At 73.2% G+C, this 16565-nt stretch carries 21 protein-coding genes; 8 read left to right on the top strand and 13 right to left on the bottom strand.

Annotated elements, in window-relative coordinates:
* Positions 1 to 135 precede the first annotated feature (135 nt).
* Positions 136 to 1614, bottom strand: a complete 1479-nt coding sequence (locus QCD68_RS06685; RefSeq protein WP_301222469.1) for an MFS transporter — start codon at positions 1612 to 1614, stop codon at positions 136 to 138.
* Between the two features lie 161 nt (positions 1615 to 1775).
* Between QCD68_RS06685 and QCD68_RS06680 the strand changes: the two genes are divergently transcribed.
* Positions 1776 to 2354, top strand: coding sequence for a TetR/AcrR family transcriptional regulator (locus QCD68_RS06680; RefSeq protein ID WP_290155841.1), 579 nt, complete (start codon positions 1776 to 1778; stop codon positions 2352 to 2354).
* A gap of 85 nt (positions 2355 to 2439) precedes the next feature.
* Here the strand turns inward: QCD68_RS06680 and QCD68_RS06675 are convergent, their stop codons facing one another.
* Positions 2440 to 2739, bottom strand: a complete 300-nt coding sequence (locus QCD68_RS06675; RefSeq protein ID WP_301222468.1) for a hypothetical protein — start codon at positions 2737 to 2739, stop codon at positions 2440 to 2442.
* Positions 2736 to 3050 carry a DUF7882 family protein gene (locus tag QCD68_RS06670; protein WP_110904197.1) on the bottom strand — a complete coding sequence of 105 codons (315 nt, stop codon included), beginning with the start codon at positions 3048 to 3050 and terminating at the stop codon, positions 2736 to 2738. Before QCD68_RS06670 ends, QCD68_RS06675 begins: the two co-directional genes overlap by 4 nt.
* An 82-nt stretch (positions 3051 to 3132) precedes the next feature.
* Between QCD68_RS06670 and QCD68_RS06665 the strand changes: the two genes are divergently transcribed.
* The gene (locus QCD68_RS06665; protein ID WP_301222467.1) at positions 3133 to 3465 is read left to right on the top strand and encodes a hypothetical protein; all 333 of its coding nucleotides are present in this window, start codon (positions 3133 to 3135) and stop codon (positions 3463 to 3465) included.
* Here the strand turns inward: QCD68_RS06665 and QCD68_RS06660 are convergent.
* Positions 3365 to 4693 (bottom strand): MFS transporter, encoded by a 1329-nt coding sequence (locus QCD68_RS06660; protein WP_301222466.1) that lies wholly within the window; start codon positions 4691 to 4693, stop codon positions 3365 to 3367. The genes QCD68_RS06665 and QCD68_RS06660 overlap by 101 nt on opposite strands.
* Positions 4694 to 4716: 23 nt before the next feature.
* On the opposite strand from QCD68_RS06660, the gene QCD68_RS06655 reads away from it, so the two are divergent.
* Positions 4717 to 5274 carry a TetR/AcrR family transcriptional regulator gene (locus QCD68_RS06655; RefSeq protein ID WP_301222465.1) on the top strand — a complete coding sequence of 186 codons (558 nt, stop codon included), beginning with the start codon at positions 4717 to 4719 and terminating at the stop codon, positions 5272 to 5274.
* Positions 5275 to 5377: 103 nt separating this feature from the next.
* Here the strand turns inward: QCD68_RS06655 and QCD68_RS06650 are convergent, their stop codons facing one another.
* Positions 5378 to 6019: an SDR family oxidoreductase gene (locus tag QCD68_RS06650; protein WP_301222464.1), complete on the bottom strand. Its 642-nt coding sequence runs from the start codon at positions 6017 to 6019 to the stop codon at positions 5378 to 5380.
* 117 nt (positions 6020 to 6136) lie between these two features.
* On the opposite strand from QCD68_RS06650, the gene QCD68_RS06645 reads away from it, so the two are divergent.
* From QCD68_RS06645 to QCD68_RS06625, 5 genes are all read left to right on the top strand, one after another.
* Positions 6137 to 6634 (top strand): DUF1990 family protein, encoded by a 498-nt coding sequence (locus QCD68_RS06645; protein ID WP_301222463.1) that lies wholly within the window; start codon positions 6137 to 6139, stop codon positions 6632 to 6634.
* A gap of 258 nt (positions 6635 to 6892) precedes the next feature.
* A complete protein-coding gene (locus QCD68_RS06640) occupies positions 6893 to 7090 on the top strand; it encodes a hypothetical protein (protein WP_301222461.1) in 198 nt (65 codons plus the stop codon).
* A gap of 87 nt (positions 7091 to 7177) precedes the next feature.
* On the top strand, positions 7178 to 7342 hold the full coding sequence (locus QCD68_RS06635; protein WP_181439196.1) for a hypothetical protein: 165 nt from the start codon (positions 7178 to 7180) through the stop codon (positions 7340 to 7342).
* Positions 7339 to 7500, top strand: coding sequence for a hypothetical protein (locus QCD68_RS06630; protein ID WP_221849134.1), 162 nt, complete (start codon positions 7339 to 7341; stop codon positions 7498 to 7500). Before QCD68_RS06635 ends, QCD68_RS06630 begins: the two co-directional genes overlap by 4 nt.
* Position 7501: 1 nt before the next feature.
* Entirely contained in the window at positions 7502 to 8101 is a 600-nt protein-coding gene (locus tag QCD68_RS06625; RefSeq protein WP_301222460.1) for a TetR/AcrR family transcriptional regulator, read from the top strand.
* Here the strand turns inward: QCD68_RS06625 and QCD68_RS06620 are convergent.
* From QCD68_RS06620 to QCD68_RS06585, 8 genes are all read right to left on the bottom strand, one after another.
* Positions 8094 to 9068 carry a helix-turn-helix transcriptional regulator gene (locus QCD68_RS06620; protein WP_301222459.1) on the bottom strand — a complete coding sequence of 325 codons (975 nt, stop codon included), beginning with the start codon at positions 9066 to 9068 and terminating at the stop codon, positions 8094 to 8096. The genes QCD68_RS06625 and QCD68_RS06620 overlap by 8 nt on opposite strands.
* Before the next feature lie 117 nt (positions 9069 to 9185).
* Positions 9186 to 10286, bottom strand: a complete 1101-nt coding sequence (locus QCD68_RS06615) for an ABC transporter permease (RefSeq protein ID WP_301222458.1) — start codon at positions 10284 to 10286, stop codon at positions 9186 to 9188.
* Positions 10283 to 11164 (bottom strand): ABC transporter ATP-binding protein, encoded by an 882-nt coding sequence (locus tag QCD68_RS06610; RefSeq protein ID WP_301222457.1) that lies wholly within the window; start codon positions 11162 to 11164, stop codon positions 10283 to 10285. The genes QCD68_RS06615 and QCD68_RS06610 overlap by 4 nt, the downstream gene beginning before the upstream one ends.
* Positions 11165 to 11287: 123 nt before the next feature.
* A complete protein-coding gene (locus QCD68_RS06605; protein WP_111074469.1) occupies positions 11288 to 11995 on the bottom strand; it encodes a response regulator in 708 nt (235 codons plus the stop codon).
* Positions 11977 to 13275, bottom strand: a complete 1299-nt coding sequence (locus QCD68_RS06600) for a sensor histidine kinase (RefSeq protein ID WP_301222456.1) — start codon at positions 13273 to 13275, stop codon at positions 11977 to 11979. Before QCD68_RS06600 ends, QCD68_RS06605 begins: the two co-directional genes overlap by 19 nt.
* 140 nt (positions 13276 to 13415) lie before the next feature.
* On the bottom strand, positions 13416 to 14498 hold the full coding sequence (locus QCD68_RS06595) for an NADH:flavin oxidoreductase/NADH oxidase (RefSeq protein WP_111074471.1): 1083 nt from the start codon (positions 14496 to 14498) through the stop codon (positions 13416 to 13418).
* Between the two features lie 117 nt (positions 14499 to 14615).
* A complete protein-coding gene (locus QCD68_RS06590; protein ID WP_301222455.1) occupies positions 14616 to 15845 on the bottom strand; it encodes a hypothetical protein in 1230 nt (409 codons plus the stop codon).
* Positions 15835 to 16380 (bottom strand): RNA polymerase sigma factor, encoded by a 546-nt coding sequence (locus QCD68_RS06585; RefSeq protein WP_111074473.1) that lies wholly within the window; start codon positions 16378 to 16380, stop codon positions 15835 to 15837. Before QCD68_RS06585 ends, QCD68_RS06590 begins: the two co-directional genes overlap by 11 nt.
* Between the last annotated feature and the right edge of the window lie 185 nt (positions 16381 to 16565).

Here is a 16565-nt window from a genome sequence, read left to right as displayed (position 1 = left end):
CGTGTCGGGCGCCCGCGGCTCGCTCCTCCACCACCCTCCCCCCCCCCCCCCCCCCCCCCCCCCCCCCCCCCGCCGTTGTGCGGGGGCGTCTCCCACGGTTCGCGGCGTCTCGGCGAGACGGGCCCGTTCAGCGGGTCAGTGCGTGACCGCGTCGAAGTCGTCGACACCCGCGGCCAGGGCGGCGGCACGGCGGGCGCGCATCGACGGTGCCGCGAGGGCCGCGACGACCGCGAGGACGGCCACCGCCGTGCAGGCCCAGAAGCCGATGGTGAACGCGTCGTCGGTGGGCAGGCCCTGCGGGGTGCTGTGCGAGGTGATGAGCGCGGCGATGACGGCGGTCCCGACGCTCGACCCGATGGTCCGGACGACGGTGTTCGCGCTGATCGCCTCGCCGGTCTGGTTCGCCGGGACGCTCTCGATGATGGCGTTCGAGCAGGCGGCCAGTGCCATGCCGATCCCGACGCCGGTGAGGATGCCGGACACCACGATCTCGACGATCGACGCGTGCGAGATCGCCGGGATCAGGAACGCGGCGACGATCGCGACCCCGCCGATGAGCATCGGCGGCTTCGGGCCGACCTTGCGGACCAGGATGCCGGCGATCGGGCCCGCGATGACCATCATCACGACGGTCGGCAGCAGGAACAGGCCGGCCTGGGTGACGTCCTTGCCGAAGCCGTAGCCGAGCGCGCTGGGCAGCTGCAGGATCGTCGGGACGAGGACGAACGTGCCGAACATCGCGAAGCCGAAGACGAGTGCGACGACGTGGGCGGTCCAGACGCCGCGGACGGCGAAGAGCCGCACGTCGATGAGGGGTTCGGCGACGCGGAGTTCGACGAACACGAACGCGACGAGCGCGACGGCGCCGACGATGAGCAGGCCGACGGTCTTCACGTCACCCCAGCCCCAGGTCTGGCCCTCGCTGACGGCGAGCAGGATCGCGACGAGCGACACGGCCAGGACCGCGGTGCCGGCGACGTCCAGGCGGCCGGGCTTCCGGACCGGCGACTCGGGCATGCCGAACACGGCGCCGAGCAGGGCGATCACGACGAGGACGGCGGGCAGCCAGAACAGCCAGTGCCAGGACAGGTGCTCGACGATCGGGCCGGCGGCCACGATGCCGACACCCGCGCCGATGCCGAAGATGGCGGAGAGCAGCCCGATGGTGACGCTCACCTTCTCCTTCGGCAGTTCGTCGCGGACGATGCCGATGGACAGCGGCATCACCGCGCCCGCGGCACCCTGCAGGGCGCGCGCCACGATGAGGACGCCGAGGTTCGGGGCGAGGGCGGCGAGGACGGCGCCGGCCAGGAGGATCGTGAGGACCACGATGAGCACCTTGCGCTTGCCGACCATGTCACCCAGGCGGCCGAGGATCGGGGTGAGCACCGACGCCGAGAGCAGGTAGGCCGTGAGGACCCAGCTGGCGGCGCTGGTCGAGGCGCCGAGGTCCTGGCCGATCGTGGCGAGTGTGGGAGCGACGAGGGACTGCAGGACCGCGAACGACAGGCCACCGAGGGACAGGTAGACGATGATCGCGGTGGTGTTCGGACGACGGCCGTGGTCGGCGGTCGGGGTGGAGCCCGTGCGGGGGCTCGCGGTGGCGGTGGACATCGTGCTCCGTCTGGTCGGATCGGGTGCGTGCGGGGTGGGGGACCGACGACGCTGTCGATGTCAACAACTGCTGACTTCACGAGGGTACGCGTTCCCCGACCGATGTCAACACCCGATTACATCGCCGTCGAGCGTCCGGCCGCGCCCGCTACGCTCGGGCCATGAGCAAGGACGCCGCTGCCACCCGCCTGGCCCTCGTACAGGCCGCTCGGCATCGGTTCGCCTTCGACGGCTACCGGGCCACCACCGTGCGGGACATCGCCGCCGACGCCGGGGTGAACGTGGCGCTCATCAACCGGTACTTCGGGTCGAAGGAGGGGCTGTTCCGCGCCTGTCTCGACCGGGCGACCCCCGAGCAGGAGGCTGCGCCGTCGGGCTCTGATCTCGAGCGCGTGCTCGGCGGGCTCATCCGGCACATCATCCGGTCACCGACGGACGAGGACTCGATGCAGCTACTCCTGCTGCTGCGTGGCTCCGGGGACGAGGCCGTGGACCGGATCCGGCGGGAGACCCTCCGCGGCTACGCCGAACGGCTCGCCGGTGCCGCCCGTGCGGGCAGCTCGTCCGCGGACGACGACGACCTGCTCGTCCGTGCCGAGATCGCCCTCTCCGTGGTGCTCGGCATGACGATGCTGCGGACCTCGACGAAGGTGGAGCCGCTGGCCTCCGCGGACGTCGAGGCGGTGGCCCGGCCGCTCGAGGACGCCCTGCGGGCGCTGCTCGGCGGCGGGCGGGGCTGACTGCGAGCGGTTGCGTCCGCCGGACGTCGGCCGACTGGCGGGCGGGTGGCGCGCCTCCCGGACGGGACCGGGACCGGGCGCGCGCTCAGTGGTCGGTGGGGCCGATCTCGATCGACGCCGGGCGGGTCTGCTCCGGCAGCAGGTAGCGGGCAACGGAGCCGTCCTCGTCCTGCTCGTCGACGTCGCGCTCGGTGATGATCGCCACCGGCGTCGCGGGGGAGATGAGCAGCATGGCGGGGGTCGCCCGGCCGTCGCCGTAGTTCACCTGCAGCCACATGAACGGGTGCTCCCGGAGGCCCGCGTCGATGCGCGCCTGGACGGTCTCGGTGTCCTCGTTCGCGATCGTGTACTGCGTGCCGCCGTAGGTCAGGACCGTGCGCTTCACAGGGTGTCTCCGGAGTCGGTCGGTTCCGGCACGATGCGGAGGCCCGCGGACGACCCGGCGGTCAGGCCGAGCGCTTCGACCCAGGCACGGTTCACGGCGGGGATGCGGCTGCCGGAGTACCGGAAGACCAGGGGCATCGAGCGGTCGAGCCAGATCGCGGTGCGGCCGTCCCCGAGCTCGACGTCGTCCTTCCACGAGAACATGAAGGACTCACCACGCCGGAGCTTCATCCCGATGACGATCTGCAGGTGCGTCAGCAGGCGGTCGTCGAACTCGGCGGTGAACGTGGAGTCGTAGACGAGTTTGCCCATGGTGGTGTGTCCTTCCGCGCCGTCTGTCCGGCTCCGGCCGATCTTAAACGTCCCCCAGGAGCCGTCCGACAGCCTGGCCGACATGCGCCGTGTCCACTACGTGAACAGCCACATCCTCACCGGGGACCGCACCTGCAAGGCCCTCCTCCGCTACTGCCGTGCCCTGGCGGTGGCCGGGAAGTCCGACGTCGTGCAGATCCCGGTGGTCACCGAGGGCGGCGGCACGGTCTACGCGCACCTGCTCATCGGGCCGGCGAGCGAGATCTTCTCCACGCCGGTGCCGGACAGTGCCGACGAGCCGTTCGACCAGCAGGTCATCGAGTACCTCGAGGCGGAGACGCTGCGTCTCCAGCCGGCTCGGCCGGCGTGGAACGCGGAGATGACCGACGTGCCGGACATCGGTGAGGACTTCTGAGTGCCGGGAGCCCCCTGAGCGCCGGGACCACCGCGAGCGCCGGGACCACCCCGAGCGCGACGACCACCGCGGCGACGATGAACACCGGGCCCGCCCCGACGGTGGCGAGCGCCCTGCCCGCTGCCGCCGCGCCGAGTGCCTGCCCGAGGACGAGGACCACGAAGAGCACCGAGGTACCCGATGCCGCGCGGTCCCGGTCGAGTTCGGTCGTCCACGAGATCAGGGCGCCCGTCGCCGCGGTGTAGCCCCAGCCGAACAGCGCGCAGCTCAGCAGCGCGACCGCGGCCAGTGTGACGCCGTGCAGCTGCGCGGCCAGACCGAGGCCGAGGGTGGCGAGGGCGACCGCAGCGGCCGTGTGGGCCCACGCCGTGCGGGAGGGCAGGCGTCCGAGCCACCGCGAGGTGAGGCCGACCGACGCGCCCCCGGTGCCCAGGGCGATCCACGCCACCACCGACAGGATCGTCGGGGCGCCGGCATCGACGAGCAGGGTGCGGCCGTAGGTCCAGACCGCGGCCGAGCCGGCCCCGAGGAGCAGTGCGACCAGGACCGGGCCGCGGTGGGCGGCGAACCACGCCAGGGGTGGGACGGGGCTCGGGCGGCGCTCGGTGTCCGTCGCCCTCCCCGTCCCCGTCGTGGGCCCGGTCCCCGTCGGCGCCGGTGCCGCGGCTCGGTCGGCGAGCAGGACGGCGGCCCCGGCGGTGACCGTGACGACGGCGGCCACCGCCCAGGCCACCCGCCAGTCCGGCAGCAGCACCAGGGCGAGGACGCCCGCGGCGACGAGGCCGGGCCCGGTGCCGGAGTTGACCACCGCCTGCGCCCCGTTCACCCGCTCGGCCGACAGGTCCCGCTGCACGAGCCGGACGAGTGCGGGCGACGCCAGTCCGGCACCCGCCGAGCTGACGACCGCGGCGGTGCCGAACACGAGTGGGGTGGTGCTCGCTGCCATCCCGGCGACTCCGAGTCCGGCCGTCAGCGCAGCGAGGACGACCGCGGTACGTGGGCGCTCCGGAGCCAGCACGAAGCCGACCAGCGCGCCGATGCAGTAGACGACCGAGGATCCCGACGCGATCCAGCCCGCGGGTCCGTCGCCGAGCCCGATCGCGTCCTGCACGTCGGGCAGGAACAGCCCGTAGGCCAGTCGGACGAGCCCGTAGGTGGCCGCGACGAGGGCCGTGCCGCTGCCGACGAGCACGGCGGGCGCAGCGAAGAACGAAAACGTACGTTTCACTTTTCAGAGCCTAGGGTGCAGGCATGACGATGCGTCCAGGAACCGAGCGGAAGCTCCTCGACGCCGCGGAGGAGCTCTTCTTCACGCGGGGCATCGCCGCGACCCCGATCGACGCCGTCCTCGAACGCGCCGGGGTCTCCGCCGCCACGCTCTACCGCGGGTACGCCAGCAAGGAGGCCCTGGTCGCCGCCGCCCTCGAGCGCCGGCACGACGAGTGGCTGCGGGTGTGGGACGAGGCGCTCGCCCGCGCGTCCGATGACCGTGGCCGGGTGCTCGCGGTCTTCGACGCGCTCGACGCCTTCCGGTCGACGCCCTCCGGGTCGCGGTGGTGCGCGTTCCTCGGGACGGCGTCGGAGTACGCGGACGCGCCGGACGAGATCACCGTGGTGCTGCACCACGAGACCGCCACGCTGCGGTCACGGCTGCGCGACGCCGCGGTGCCCCTGGTCGGGGTGGGGGCGGCGGAGGGCCTGGCGGACCGGCTGCTCCTCGTGGTCTCCGGGGCGCTGGCGATGCGCCTCCGGGGCGACGCCGACGACACCGCGACCGCGCGGGCGGTGGCCGCGGCGCTGCTGCCCTGAGGCGGGCCCGGACGCACGAGACGCCGCCGAACGCGCGAGACGCCGCCGGATCCGGCGGCGTCTCGGCAGGTCGGCGGCGTCTCGGTGGAACGGAGACGCGGGCTCAGTCGCGGACGAACTGCTCGATCGCGACGTCGCCGGTGTTGACGCGGAAGGTCTTGCCGACCGACGCGTCGTCGTGCAGGGACGCGGCGACCAGCGCGGCGACGTCCCCGCGGGCGATGCTCGAGGACGGGTCGGCGGTCTCGACGGAGCCGGTCGCGTCGTCGTCGGTCAGGGTGCTCGGGGCGACGATCGTCCAGTCGAGCGCCGAGTCGCGGAGGACCGCGTCGGCGACGGTCTTCGCCTCGGCGTAGGCGAAGAAGTCGTCGTCCTCGGGGACGCCGTGGCCGAGGCCCGCGTCCGACCAGGAGACGAGGACGAAGCGCTGGACCTCGGCCTCGAGGGCGGCGTGCATCGAGCGGATCGCGGCGTCCCGGTCGACGGCCCAGGTTCGCTCGGCGGAACCCCCGCCGGCGCCGGCTGCCCACACGATCGCGTCGTGGCCGCGGACCAGGTCGGTGAGGCCGGCGATGTCGAGCTGCTCGATGTCGGCGACGACGGGCTCCGCACCGGTGGCGCGGACGTCGTCCTGCTGTTCGGCCTTCCGGATGACCGACGAGACGGTGTCGCCGCGGCCCGTCAGGAGCTGCGCGGTGAGGAGGGCGACGCGGCCGTGGCCGCCGAGGATGATGACGTTGCTCATGATGTGGACGGTACGCGCGGGCCCTGACGACGGGGTGGTCGGCGACGGGGTGGTCGGCGACCGGCCGGGAGGGTCGTCCCGCGTCCTCGGGCACGGCACTCGGGCAGGATGGCCGGCATGGGCAGCGACGAGGGGACGGCGCGGACGGATCCCGCGTCCGCCGTCTGGGGACCGAGCGCCCCGACGCACCGGCGGTACGAGCGGCGGTCTGCAGTCGGGACCGGCGAGGCGGCGTGGGAGCGGGCCTCCCGGTCGGTGCTCCGGTGGGGTGTGAAGACCCGCAGCGGCTTCTCGGTGCCCGACGACACCGAGGTGCAGCCGGGCCGACGGCTCGAGGTGCGCTTCCGGATCGGCCCGGTCGTCGTGCGGGAGCCGGTCGAGGTCGTCGCGGTGGTGCGCACCGACGACCGGGTCGGGTTCGCCTACCGGACCCTGCCCGGCCACCCCGTCGACGGCGAGGAGTCGTTCATCGTCAGCCGCGACGGCGACACCGTCTGGTTGACGCTGCGGTCCCTGACCCGGCCGTCGACCACCCGCGCCTGGGCGCTGGTGTTCCCGGTGCTCCGCGCCGCGCAGGTCGTCGTCCGCTGGCGGTACCGGCGCGCACTGCGCTGAACGCGCTCCGCTGCACACGCTGCGCTGGGCGGGTCGGGGCGTGATCCCCGGTCGGGATGCGCGGCACCGATCCGTCGCGATTCGCGGATCCGCGGACGCGTTCGTGTCAGCTGGAGCGGGTGTCGTAGCGTCGGAGACACCAGGACGAACACCATCCCGCGTGCCCCGACATCCCCCGCGATCTGCGGTGGCCTGGCCGCAGCGGTCGCCCCGGTCGACGTGGGACCGAACGAGGTCCCTGCAGAGGAGGCGACGCTCATGCCCGCCACCACCACCGCCATCCCGACACCCCTCGCCGGCGGCCCGGCCCTCCACCGGCCGACGCGCACCGAGGTCTTCACCGAGGTCCGAGAAGCCACCCGCGGTCGCATCCTGACCGCGAGCGCGCTCGTCGTCGGCCTCGCCGCCGTCAGCACGTTCACGCTCGCCGTGATCGCCCTGGTGGTCGCCTCGTGATCGCCGCAGCACCAGCGCCGTACGACGTCGTCGCGCTGACCGAACCCATCGACATGACCGCGCTGATGCGCGAACAGGAGGCCTTCCGTGCGTGACTCCACCCTGATGCAGGAACTCCGCTCCGACCCGCTGGAGTGGCACCGTCGAGGCATGTCCTCGCCCCTCGAGATCGACCGGATCGTGATCAGCCGGCTCGGCATCGGTGTCAGCACCGACCCGACGTACGCCGACTTCTTCCAGGCCGCCGCATGATCGCCCTCGAGCAGGGCCCGGTCCGCGTGACGGCCGACTCGTCCGGGCTGAGTGCCGACCACCGGGTCGTCTGGGCCCGCCTCGGACGCCTCGAGGCACTCTGTGCCGAGCGCACCGCCCGGAGCACCGCGCTCCGCACCACGACGACGACCATCTGACGTGGGCGTCGACGTCGAGCACGAACCGCACCGCTGGGACCGTGCTCGCGTCGTCGACGCCGCCGACCGGGTCTTCACCGCCGAGGGTGCCGCCGGTCTCGACCACGCCACCGTCGCGACGCTCGCCGGGACGGACCCGGAGACGGTCCGGGCGTACTTCCCGGACCAGATCGACGTCGTCGTCGCCGTGCTGGAACACCGGCACGCGCAGTGGAACGACGGGCTCGCCGAGGCCGCCCTCGGAGCCGCAGATGCCCGGGACGAGATCCTCACCGTGTTCGCGCACCTCGAGGCCTGCTTCCGTGACCCGACCTGGACCGGCTGCGCGTTCATCAACGGGTACGGCGAACTCGGCCGCTCCGAGTCCCGCGTCGCCGCCCTGGCCCACGAACACCTGCGCGGCATCGAAGCGCACCTGCACGCCCTCGCCGGTCGCGCCGGCCTGCCCGTGCACGTGGCGGACGCGCTCTCCCTGCTGGTCGAGGGCGCCAAGGTCGAGTCGGCGATCCACCGCACCACCCGTCCGGCGCGATCGGCCCGGCTCGCGGCCGCGACGCTCATGACGGCCTACGCGCCCAGCGCGCACACCGACTTCATCTAGGCCGAAGCTCGTCTGACCGTTCGAGCGTGTCCCTCGGGCTCTCGCCGAACTCCGCCGCGTACTGCTGCGCGAAGCGTCCGAGGTGGGCGAACCCCCAGGCCGCGGCGACCTCGCGCGCCGAGACGGCGGTCGGGTCGGAGACGAGCAACTCCTGGCGCACCCGGTCCAGACGCACCTGCCGGATGTAGGCGTTCGGCGTGGTCTGCAGGTCCCGCTGGAAGGCCTCCTGCAGCGCGCGCAGACTGACGTCGAGGTGTCGCGCCAGGGAACTCGTCGTGATCGGCATCCGGGCGTGGTCCTGGATGTACTCGACGGCCGCGCGGACGTGCACCGACAGCGCGGTGCCCTCGGGGCGCCGGCGCACCGGACGTTGCTGCGGGTACATCTCCAGCAGGGACGCCGCCGCCAGCCGGGCCATCTCGGCGTGCAGCAGCCGCCCGGGCGTCCCGTCGCGGAGGGTGTGCGAGATGAGGGACACCGTGTTGTGCCAGGTCCGCACGGACTGCTCGGAGGGTGCGGTCAGGTGGTCGAAGCGCAGCCCGGCGGACAGGTCGGCACCCTGCTCGGCCGCGACGCGTTCGACGACCTCGCGGGACAGGTGCACGAGGCGCTGCTCGTAGTCGTCCATCGCGAACGAGAACGTGCGGTCGGGGAGCAGGGGCACGGGGACGCCGGGCTCCATCTCGAGCACCGTGCCCCCGGTGTCGAGCCGCGAGGACCCGGACTGCAGCCACTGCACGATGACGGCGTCGGAGGGCGGCAGGTCCCCGTCGACGTGACCGGCGAACTGCGACGTGTGCAGCGACATCGTGCTGTCGCCGAGGGCGACGTACCGGAACGAGAACGGCGTCGACGCCGGCCCGACGTGCAGGTCGGCGCCGTACAGGTCCGCGATGAAGGTCGCGGCCTCTCCGAGGTCCGTCCCCGTCACGTCGAGACGCACCGGCATCGCGTCGTCGATCGGCATCAGGCGAAGCATCCCACGACGGCCGTCCCCCGTGGCAGCCCGGTGTCCGGGAACCGCCACGGGGGACCGACCGGCCGCGTCCTACGGACCATCAGCGCGTCACCGCATCACCGCGGGTCAGCCGCGGATCGCCTCGGCCAGCTTCACCCGGCCCCCGGTGCGGAGCAGGGCGTTCTCGTAGACCCGTGCACCGAGGAGCACGACGACCAGGGCCGACGCCGCCACGACGACCAGCGACAGCAGGGGCTCCCACCACTCGGCCGTGCCCAGGAAGATCCGGACCGGCATGCCGATCGGAGCGCTGAACGGCACGTACGACATGATCCCGAGGATCGTCGGGTCGTCCGCGGCGAACACGATGAGGAAGTACGGGATCATCAGCAGCATCATCACCGGGGTGGTCACGCTGCCGACGTCCTCCTGACGGGACACCAGTGCCGCCGACGCCGCGAACAGCGCCGCGATGAGGACGAACCCGACCGCGAAGAACCCGACGAACCAGAGCGCGCTCGGGCCGAGCAGCGTGAAGAGGTTGTCCTGCCCGGTCACCGCCAGGGCCACGGCGGCCGCGATCGCGATCGCCACGATCTGTCCGAGCGCCATCACGCTGTTGCCGATCACCTTGCCCGCCAGCAGCGCCCGAGCCGGGATCGCCGCCATCAGGATCTCCACCACCCGGGTGGACTTCTCCTCCACGACGCTCTGCGCGATCGACTGGCCGAAGGTCACCGCCGAGGCGAAGAACACCACGCCGAACGCGATGCCCACCAGGGACACCAGACCGGGCGGCAGGGCGCCGGGGTCGAGCAGGTCGACCTCGGGCGAGACACTGAGCGCCTGCACGACGTCGGTCGGGGCGCTGTCGAGACCGACGACACGGAAGCCGAGCTGCCCGCCGTCGGGGACGATCGCGGCGTCCACCTCGCCGTCACGGACGAGCTGCTCGGCGGCGCCACGGTCGGACGTCCTGGTCACGTCGAGCCCGTCCGAGCTCGGCAGGGTCACCCCGCTGACCACGGCGACCGGGGTCGTCGCGTTCGCCGTCGACTTCCCGACGATGCCCGCGACGACGATGCCCGCCACGACCATCACGAGCAGGATCACCGCGGAGACGACGAAGGCCTTGCTGCGGAGCCGGGCCTGGATCTCCCGCACGGTGACGAGCCGGACGGCGTCGACGGTGCTGCGCTGCAGGATGCCGCGCTGGACGGCGCTCATCGGACGACCTCCGTGAAGACCTCGCTGAGCCGGGGGACCCGCGCGCCGAACGACGCCACCCCGCCACGGGCGACCGCACGCTGCAGGACGGTCTGGGCGACGGACTCGTCGGCCTCGAACAGGGCGTACCCGCCGTCGAAGGCCCGGATGGTGACCCCGGGCTCGTCGCGGAGCCAGGCGACGTCGTCCGCCACCAGGATCTCCCACGCGGCGGGACCGGCGTTGCGACGCAGCTCGTCCTGCGGCCCGGCGGCCCTGATCCGACCGCCGGCGATCACAACGACGTCGTCGCAGAGCCGTTCGACGACGTCGAGCTGGTGGCTGGAGAACAGCACCGGCACCCCGTCCGCCGCCGTCTCGCGGAGGACGCCGAGGACCGTGTCGACGGCCATCGGGTCGAGCCCGGAGAACGGCTCGTCGAGCACCAGGACCTCGGGCCGGTGCGCCAGGGCCGCGGCGACCTGCACCCGCTGCTGGTTGCCGAGCGAGAGCTTCTCCACCGGGTCCGCGGCGTGTGCGCCGAGTTCGAGCCGCTCGAGCAGCTCGGCCGTCCGAGTGGTCGCGGTCCTGCGGTCGACGCCGTGCAGCCGCGCCAGGTAGGTGACCTGCTCGGCGACCGGCATCTTGGGGTAGAGGCCACGTTCCTCGGGCATGTACCCGAACCGACGTCGGTCGGCGGGGCCGATCGGGACGCCGTCGATCGCGACCGTGCCGCTGTCGGCGTCGAGCACGCCGAGCATGATGCGCATGGTGGTGGTCTTGCCGGCGCCGTTGCCGCCGACGAACCCGGTCAACCGACCGCGGCCGACGGTGAAGCCGACGTCGTCGAGCACCTGGCGCTCGCCGAAGTGCTTCGTCACTCCCTCGATGCTGAGCATGGCGGGTCCCTTCCGCAGCGGCCCTCGCTGCGCCTCCGACGCTACGAGAGCGGGCGGTTCGGTGCCTCCCACACGCGACGGGGATCGCGCCGGCGTCGCCTCCGCCGCGCGGGGGAGGCCAGGTCAGTCGCCGGAGCGGACCACGCCGTTCTCGTACGCCCACACCACGGCCTGGATCCGGTCGCGCAGGCCGAGCTTCTGCAGCACGTTCGACACGTGGGTCTTCACGGTGGCGTCCCCGACGAAGAGCAGCCGGGCGATCTCGGCGTTGCTGAGCCCCCGTCCGAGCAGCCGGAGCACCTCGGTCTCACGCTCGGTCAGGCCGGGCACCGGAGCCGCGCAGGGTTCGGGGCTGACGGTCGGCGGCTCGGCGGCCGGCGTCACCACGGGCACGCTCGCCGTCGTCGCGCGGCTGATCACCCGCCGGGTCACGTCGGGGGCGAGCAGGGCGTCCCCGGCGGCGACGGTCCGCACCGCCTCGATGAGCTTCTCGGGCGAGGCGTTCTTCAGCAGGAAGCCGCTGGCACCGGCCGCGAGGGCGTCGAACAGGTACTCGTCGGTGTCGAACGTGGTCAGCACGAGCACCGCCGGCGGGTCGTCCGTCGCGGTGATCCGCCGTGCCGCCTCGAGCCCGTCGACGCCGGGCATCTGCACGTCGAGGCACACCACGTCCGGGCGGTGCTCGGCGACGGCCGCGACCGCTGCCGCACCGTCGCGGGCCTCGGCCACGACCCGCACGCCGGGTTCGGACTCGAGGATCACCCGGAAGCCCGCCCGCACCAGGTCCTGGTCGTCGGCCAGGACCACCCGGATCACGCCGTCGGCAGCCATGCCCGCACCAGGTAGCCGCCGCGGGCTCGGGGCCCGATCTCGATCCGTCCGCCGACCGCGTCGACGCGCTCGCGCATCCCGACGTGGCCGAGTCCGCTGCCCGCGGTCGACCGGGAGGCCCGTGCCCTGGCACCCGTGTCGGTCACCTCGAGCTCGAGCGCGTCCGGCAGGTACCGCAGCCGCAGGTCGGCGCGGGCGTCGGGGCCGGCGTGCTTGAGGACGTTCGTCACCGCCTCTTGGGCGATCCGGTAGGTGACCGAGGCGACGGTCGGCGGGACGGCGCGTGCTTCGCCGACGACGCTGAAGCCGGTGGCGTGCCCGGCGGTCGTCGCGGCGGCGGCGAGTTCCGGCAGGCGCGCGAGCCCCTCGGTGCTCGGGGCGTCCGCGGGCAGCGTGTGCCCGTCGGCGTCGGTCTGGCGGAGGGTGCCGAGCATCCGGCGCAGTTCCTCCACCGCGGTCCGGGCACTGTCCTCGACGACGGCGAGGGACGTGGCGGCCTGCTCCGGGTCGCGCTCGAGCACCCGTCGGGCGGCACCGGCCTGCACGCCCATCAGCGACACGTGGTGGGCGACGACGTCGTGCAGTTCGCGGGCGATCCGGACGCGTTCGAGCGCGACGGCCTGCACCGCGGAGCGCTCCCGCTCGGCAGCCAGTTCGGCGGTGCGCTCGTCGAGGTCGTGCTTGGCGACCGCGGCCGTCCAGGCTCGGTTGCCGGAGTACCAGGCCGCGCCGAAGTACACGAGGTTGATGACGATCGCCAGCAGGGAGTTCGCCACGTACGGCGGGATCGCCGAGTCACCGTCGTCGGGCAGCGCGCTCGGCACCGACCACCGGAACACGATCGCCAGGAACACCCACGCGAACATGCCGAGGATGAGGACCCAGCGCACCAGTTCGGCGCGGGTCCGGTCGGAGCACCAGGCACCGACCGTGTACAGGGCGATGAACAGCGTGAAGTTGAGGAACAGCCCCTCTGGCACGTGCAGGAGCTGGGTCGCGGCGAAGGCCAGCGCCGTGAGGACGGCGACCGACATCGGGAAACGCCGGCGGAAGGCCAGGGGACCGGCGTTCGCGACGACCATCAGCGCCGACACCCACCAGGGAGCCGGGTCGTCGTACAGGCCGATCGCGCCGTAGAGGGTCATCGATACCGTGAGCGCGGCGGCGAGCACGAGCGCCAGGACCGCGTCCTGCCGGCGTTCGCGCCGCCCCACCGGTAGCCGCGACCACTCCTCGCTGCGCGCCGGTCCGTCCCCGGCGGTCACCCCCGTGCCCGTCATGGGGACCACGGTAGCGGCTCATGTCGGCAGGGCCGCCGCGGCGACACCGACCTGTGGACGGTGGTCGGGACCCGGCCACCTGTGGAGGGCGACGGACGGGAGGCCGTGGTGCGGGCCTCCCGTCCGTCACCTCGCGCGCATCAGCGGTAGGCGCGCTCGTACGGTGCCGGCTTGTACGGCAGGTCCACCCGGAGCGCCTGCGCGGCACGGATCGGGAAGTTCGGGTCGCGCAGCGCGCCCCGCCCGATGAGCACCACGTCGGCCTGCCCGAGGGCGACGATCTGCTCCGCCTGGAACGGGTCGTCGATCATCCCGACGGCCGCGACCGGCACGCCCGTGGCCTGCCGGATCGCCGTCGCGAACGGCAGCTGGTAGCCGGGGCCGACCGGGATCGGGGCGTTCTGGACGTTGCCGCCGGTCGACACCGACACGAGGTCGACCCCGTGCTCGCCGAGCCAGGCGGACAGCTGCTCGGACTCGGAGAGGTCCCAGCCGCCCTCGACCCAGTCGGTCGCGGACAGACGGACCACGAGCGGGACGTCCTCGCCGACCTCGGCCCGGACGGCGTCGACCGTCTCGAGGAGGGCACGGGCGCGGTTCTCGAGCGAGCCGCCGTACTGGTCGGTGCGCTCGTTCGACAGGGGCGACAGGAACTCGTGCAGCAGGTACCCGTGGGCTCCGTGCAGTTCCAGCAGGTCGAAGCCGGCGTCGACGGCGCGGCGTGCGGCGACCGCGAAGGCCCGGACCACGTCGGCGATGCCCTCGACGGTCAGCTCGGTGGGGACGTGCAGGCCGGGGAACGCGACCGGCGACGGGCCGACCGGCTGCCACCCGCCCTGCTCCGGCGCGACGTTGCCGCCGCCCGCGGTGGGACCCCACTCGCGGCTGGTGGAGGCCTTGCGGCCGGCGTGGGCGAGCTGGATGCCGGCGACGGCCCCCTGGCTGTGGATGAAGTCGGTGATCGGCCGGAACGCGTCGCGCTGCTCGTCGTTCCAGAGCCCGAGGTCCTGCGGGCTGATGCGACCCTCGGGGACGACGCCGGTGGCCTCGACGACCACTGCGCCGGCACCGCCGCGGGCCAGGCCGCCCAGGTGCACGAGGTGCCAGGGCGTGGGGACGCCGTCCTGCGCCTCGACCATGTACTGGCACATCGGCGGGATCCAGACGCGGTTCCGGATCTCGAGTCCGCGGAGGGTGATGGGGTCGAAGAGTGCGTGGGTCACGCGGGTCCTTCCCGGTTGTTCGGTTCGTGGGCTCGTCCACAGTACGACTGTCGTCGTACCGATTGCCCGGGAAGGCCACAGCGCCGGGAAGGCCGCGGTCCCGGCCGCCGCGGGTCGTCAGCCGCAGTACTCGTACGGCGGCCGCGGGTCCACGCCGACCCACACGCCGATCACCGACGTGCCGGCGTCGTCCATCTCGAACGTCACCGACCGGTCGCCGTCACGGACGCTCCAGTAGGCGAACGAGGGGGACGAGTCGTCGCCGTAGCCCGGCGTGCGGGTGAGGTCCGGGTAGGCCGCCCGGAGCTGGTCGAGGCTGTTGCCCCGGCCCATCCCGGCCGCGGTGGTCAGTCCGCCGGCCTCGACGCCGATGACCTTGCCGTCCGCCTGCTGGACGACGAGGTGCAGGTCACCGGAGTCGAAGATCCCGACGTTCGGGTTCGGGCAGGAGCCGTTCGCCTGCGGCACCACCGGTCCGACCGCCGCCACCACGTCCTGGAAGGCGCTGCCGATGGTGATCGGTCCGACGCCCGCGCCGCTCACGACCCAGGAGCCCGGTCCGACGCGGTCGGACGAGAGCCCGGCGATGGTCGCCGACAGCAGGCCCGAGGTGGGTGCGTTGACCTGGCTGATCGTGATCCAGCGACCGTCGCCGTCCCACCACGAGGTCTCGGTGCCGTCCTGCGGGGACGGGTCGGCTCGGAACCTGCGTGAGCAGACCGTCCCGCCGTCGCCCGGAGCACAGTCGGCACCGGCCGCGCGCAACCCGTCCTCGCGCCCCGACAGCGCCGCGGCCGAGGCGCTGCCGATGGTCACGTGGATGCCGCTGACGTCGGCGCGGGGATCCGCCCAGACGCAGTCGAGCCACTCGGAAGCGGTCCAGGTGCCGCCGGCGTACGGCATCGTCGACGGTGCGGGCACGGTCGTGCCGTCCGGGTGCGCGGGGCTCTGGGTGAGGGGCGTCCTGCCGAAGAGCCGCTCCCGGTCCGCGTCGGAGTACAGCGCCCGGCAGTCGGTCGGGTACCGCGACGGCGCGGCGGCGCTCGACGCGGACGGCTTCGGAGCCGGGGTGTCGACGACCGGCGCGGACGCCGGCGTGCTCGCCGGCACCGACGGCTCGGTCGTCGGGCTCGGTGCCGGCGCGGCCTGCTGGACCTGCGGGACGACGGCGAGGGCGACGGCTCCACCGGCCGTGCCGAGGGCGAGGAGGGCGATGGTGGCGATGACGATGCGGCTGCGGTGGCGCTTGGGCTTCGGGTGACGTTCCTCGGCGTGCTCGAGGACGTTCTGTTTCATCGAGACGAGCATCCGCTGCAGGTCGTCTCCGGTGGGGGGCTCAGTGTTCATCGTGCGTCACCGCCTTCTTCAGTCGTGCTCGGGAGCGGGAGACCCGCTGGGTGACGGCGCCGACGCTCAGCCCGAGCATCGCGGCCGCCTCGGTGTACGAGTGGCCCTCGATCAGGCAGAGTTCGCAGATCCGCCGGTCGAGCGGCGGGAGGGCGTCGATCTCGTCACGGACCCACCGGAGGCGCTCACGGGCCTCCTGGTCGGCCTCCGGCACGGCGAGCTCGGCCGGCAGCTCGTCGGCGGCCCGTCCCGCGACCGCCCGGGCCTGGTTGCGCGCGTGGTTCCGGCAGACCACCAGCAGCCACGGGAGGAGCGCACGGGTCGACAGCTGCAGGGTGTCGGCCTTCTGCCAGAGCGTCAGGAACGTGTCCTGCACGAGTTCCTCGACGTCCTGCCGGCTGCCGGCCAGCGCCCACGCGTAGCGGGTGAGCGTCGGCGCGAACCGGTCGAACGCGTCCGCCAGCGCAGCGCGGTCCCCGCCCGCCAGTCGTCGGGTGAGGGCGACGTCTGCGTCGGTGTCGGTCTCGGTGTCCACGGTGCCTCCTTCACTACAGCAATGTCGGCGGAGCGACGATCCTGACGAAGTCGTGTCCGGCGTGTCCGTGTTCTCCACAGGCGATGCGGTCCTGTGCGCGAGGTCGGTGGAACGGCACTACGCTCGGACCCGGCCCGCGACGCGATGCTGCGCCAGGTCTGCGGGCCGTCCAGCTCTGGCGTCCA

Origin of the sequence: Curtobacterium sp. PsM8 (assembly GCF_030433875.1) — a bacterium.
In the GTDB taxonomy this organism is placed as follows: Bacteria; Actinomycetota; Actinomycetes; order Actinomycetales; family Microbacteriaceae; genus Curtobacterium.
The sequence above is the reverse complement of the archived record's forward strand: the minus strand, read 5'-3'. Positions and strand labels throughout refer to the sequence as shown.

Bases quoted from the DNA above. Each gene is read 5' to 3' on its own strand.
- QCD68_RS06685 (WP_301222469.1), bottom strand. From the start codon at position 1,614: ATGTCCACCGCCACCGCGAGCCCCCGCACGGGCTCCACCCCGACCGCC.
- QCD68_RS06680 (WP_290155841.1), top strand. From the start codon at position 1,776: ATGAGCAAGGACGCCGCTGCCACCCGCCTGGCCCTCGTACAGGCCGCT.
- QCD68_RS06670 (WP_110904197.1), bottom strand. From the start codon at position 3,050: ATGGGCAAACTCGTCTACGACTCCACGTTCACCGCCGAGTTCGACGAC.
- QCD68_RS06665 (WP_301222467.1), top strand. From the start codon at position 3,133: ATGCGCCGTGTCCACTACGTGAACAGCCACATCCTCACCGGGGACCGC.
- QCD68_RS06655 (WP_301222465.1), top strand. From the start codon at position 4,717: ATGACGATGCGTCCAGGAACCGAGCGGAAGCTCCTCGACGCCGCGGAG.
- QCD68_RS06650 (WP_301222464.1), bottom strand. From the start codon at position 6,019: ATGAGCAACGTCATCATCCTCGGCGGCCACGGCCGCGTCGCCCTCCTC.
- QCD68_RS06645 (WP_301222463.1), top strand. From the start codon at position 6,137: ATGGGCAGCGACGAGGGGACGGCGCGGACGGATCCCGCGTCCGCCGTC.
- QCD68_RS06640 (WP_301222461.1), top strand. From the start codon at position 6,893: ATGCCCGCCACCACCACCGCCATCCCGACACCCCTCGCCGGCGGCCCG.
- QCD68_RS06630 (WP_221849134.1), top strand. From the start codon at position 7,339: ATGATCGCCCTCGAGCAGGGCCCGGTCCGCGTGACGGCCGACTCGTCC.
- QCD68_RS06620 (WP_301222459.1), bottom strand. From the start codon at position 9,068: ATGCCGATCGACGACGCGATGCCGGTGCGTCTCGACGTGACGGGGACG.
- QCD68_RS06615 (WP_301222458.1), bottom strand. From the start codon at position 10,286: ATGAGCGCCGTCCAGCGCGGCATCCTGCAGCGCAGCACCGTCGACGCC.
- QCD68_RS06610 (WP_301222457.1), bottom strand. From the start codon at position 11,164: ATGCTCAGCATCGAGGGAGTGACGAAGCACTTCGGCGAGCGCCAGGTG.
- QCD68_RS06605 (WP_111074469.1), bottom strand. From the start codon at position 11,995: ATGGCTGCCGACGGCGTGATCCGGGTGGTCCTGGCCGACGACCAGGAC.
- QCD68_RS06600 (WP_301222456.1), bottom strand. From the start codon at position 13,275: ATGACGGGCACGGGGGTGACCGCCGGGGACGGACCGGCGCGCAGCGAG.
- QCD68_RS06590 (WP_301222455.1), bottom strand. From the start codon at position 15,845: ATGAACACTGAGCCCCCCACCGGAGACGACCTGCAGCGGATGCTCGTC.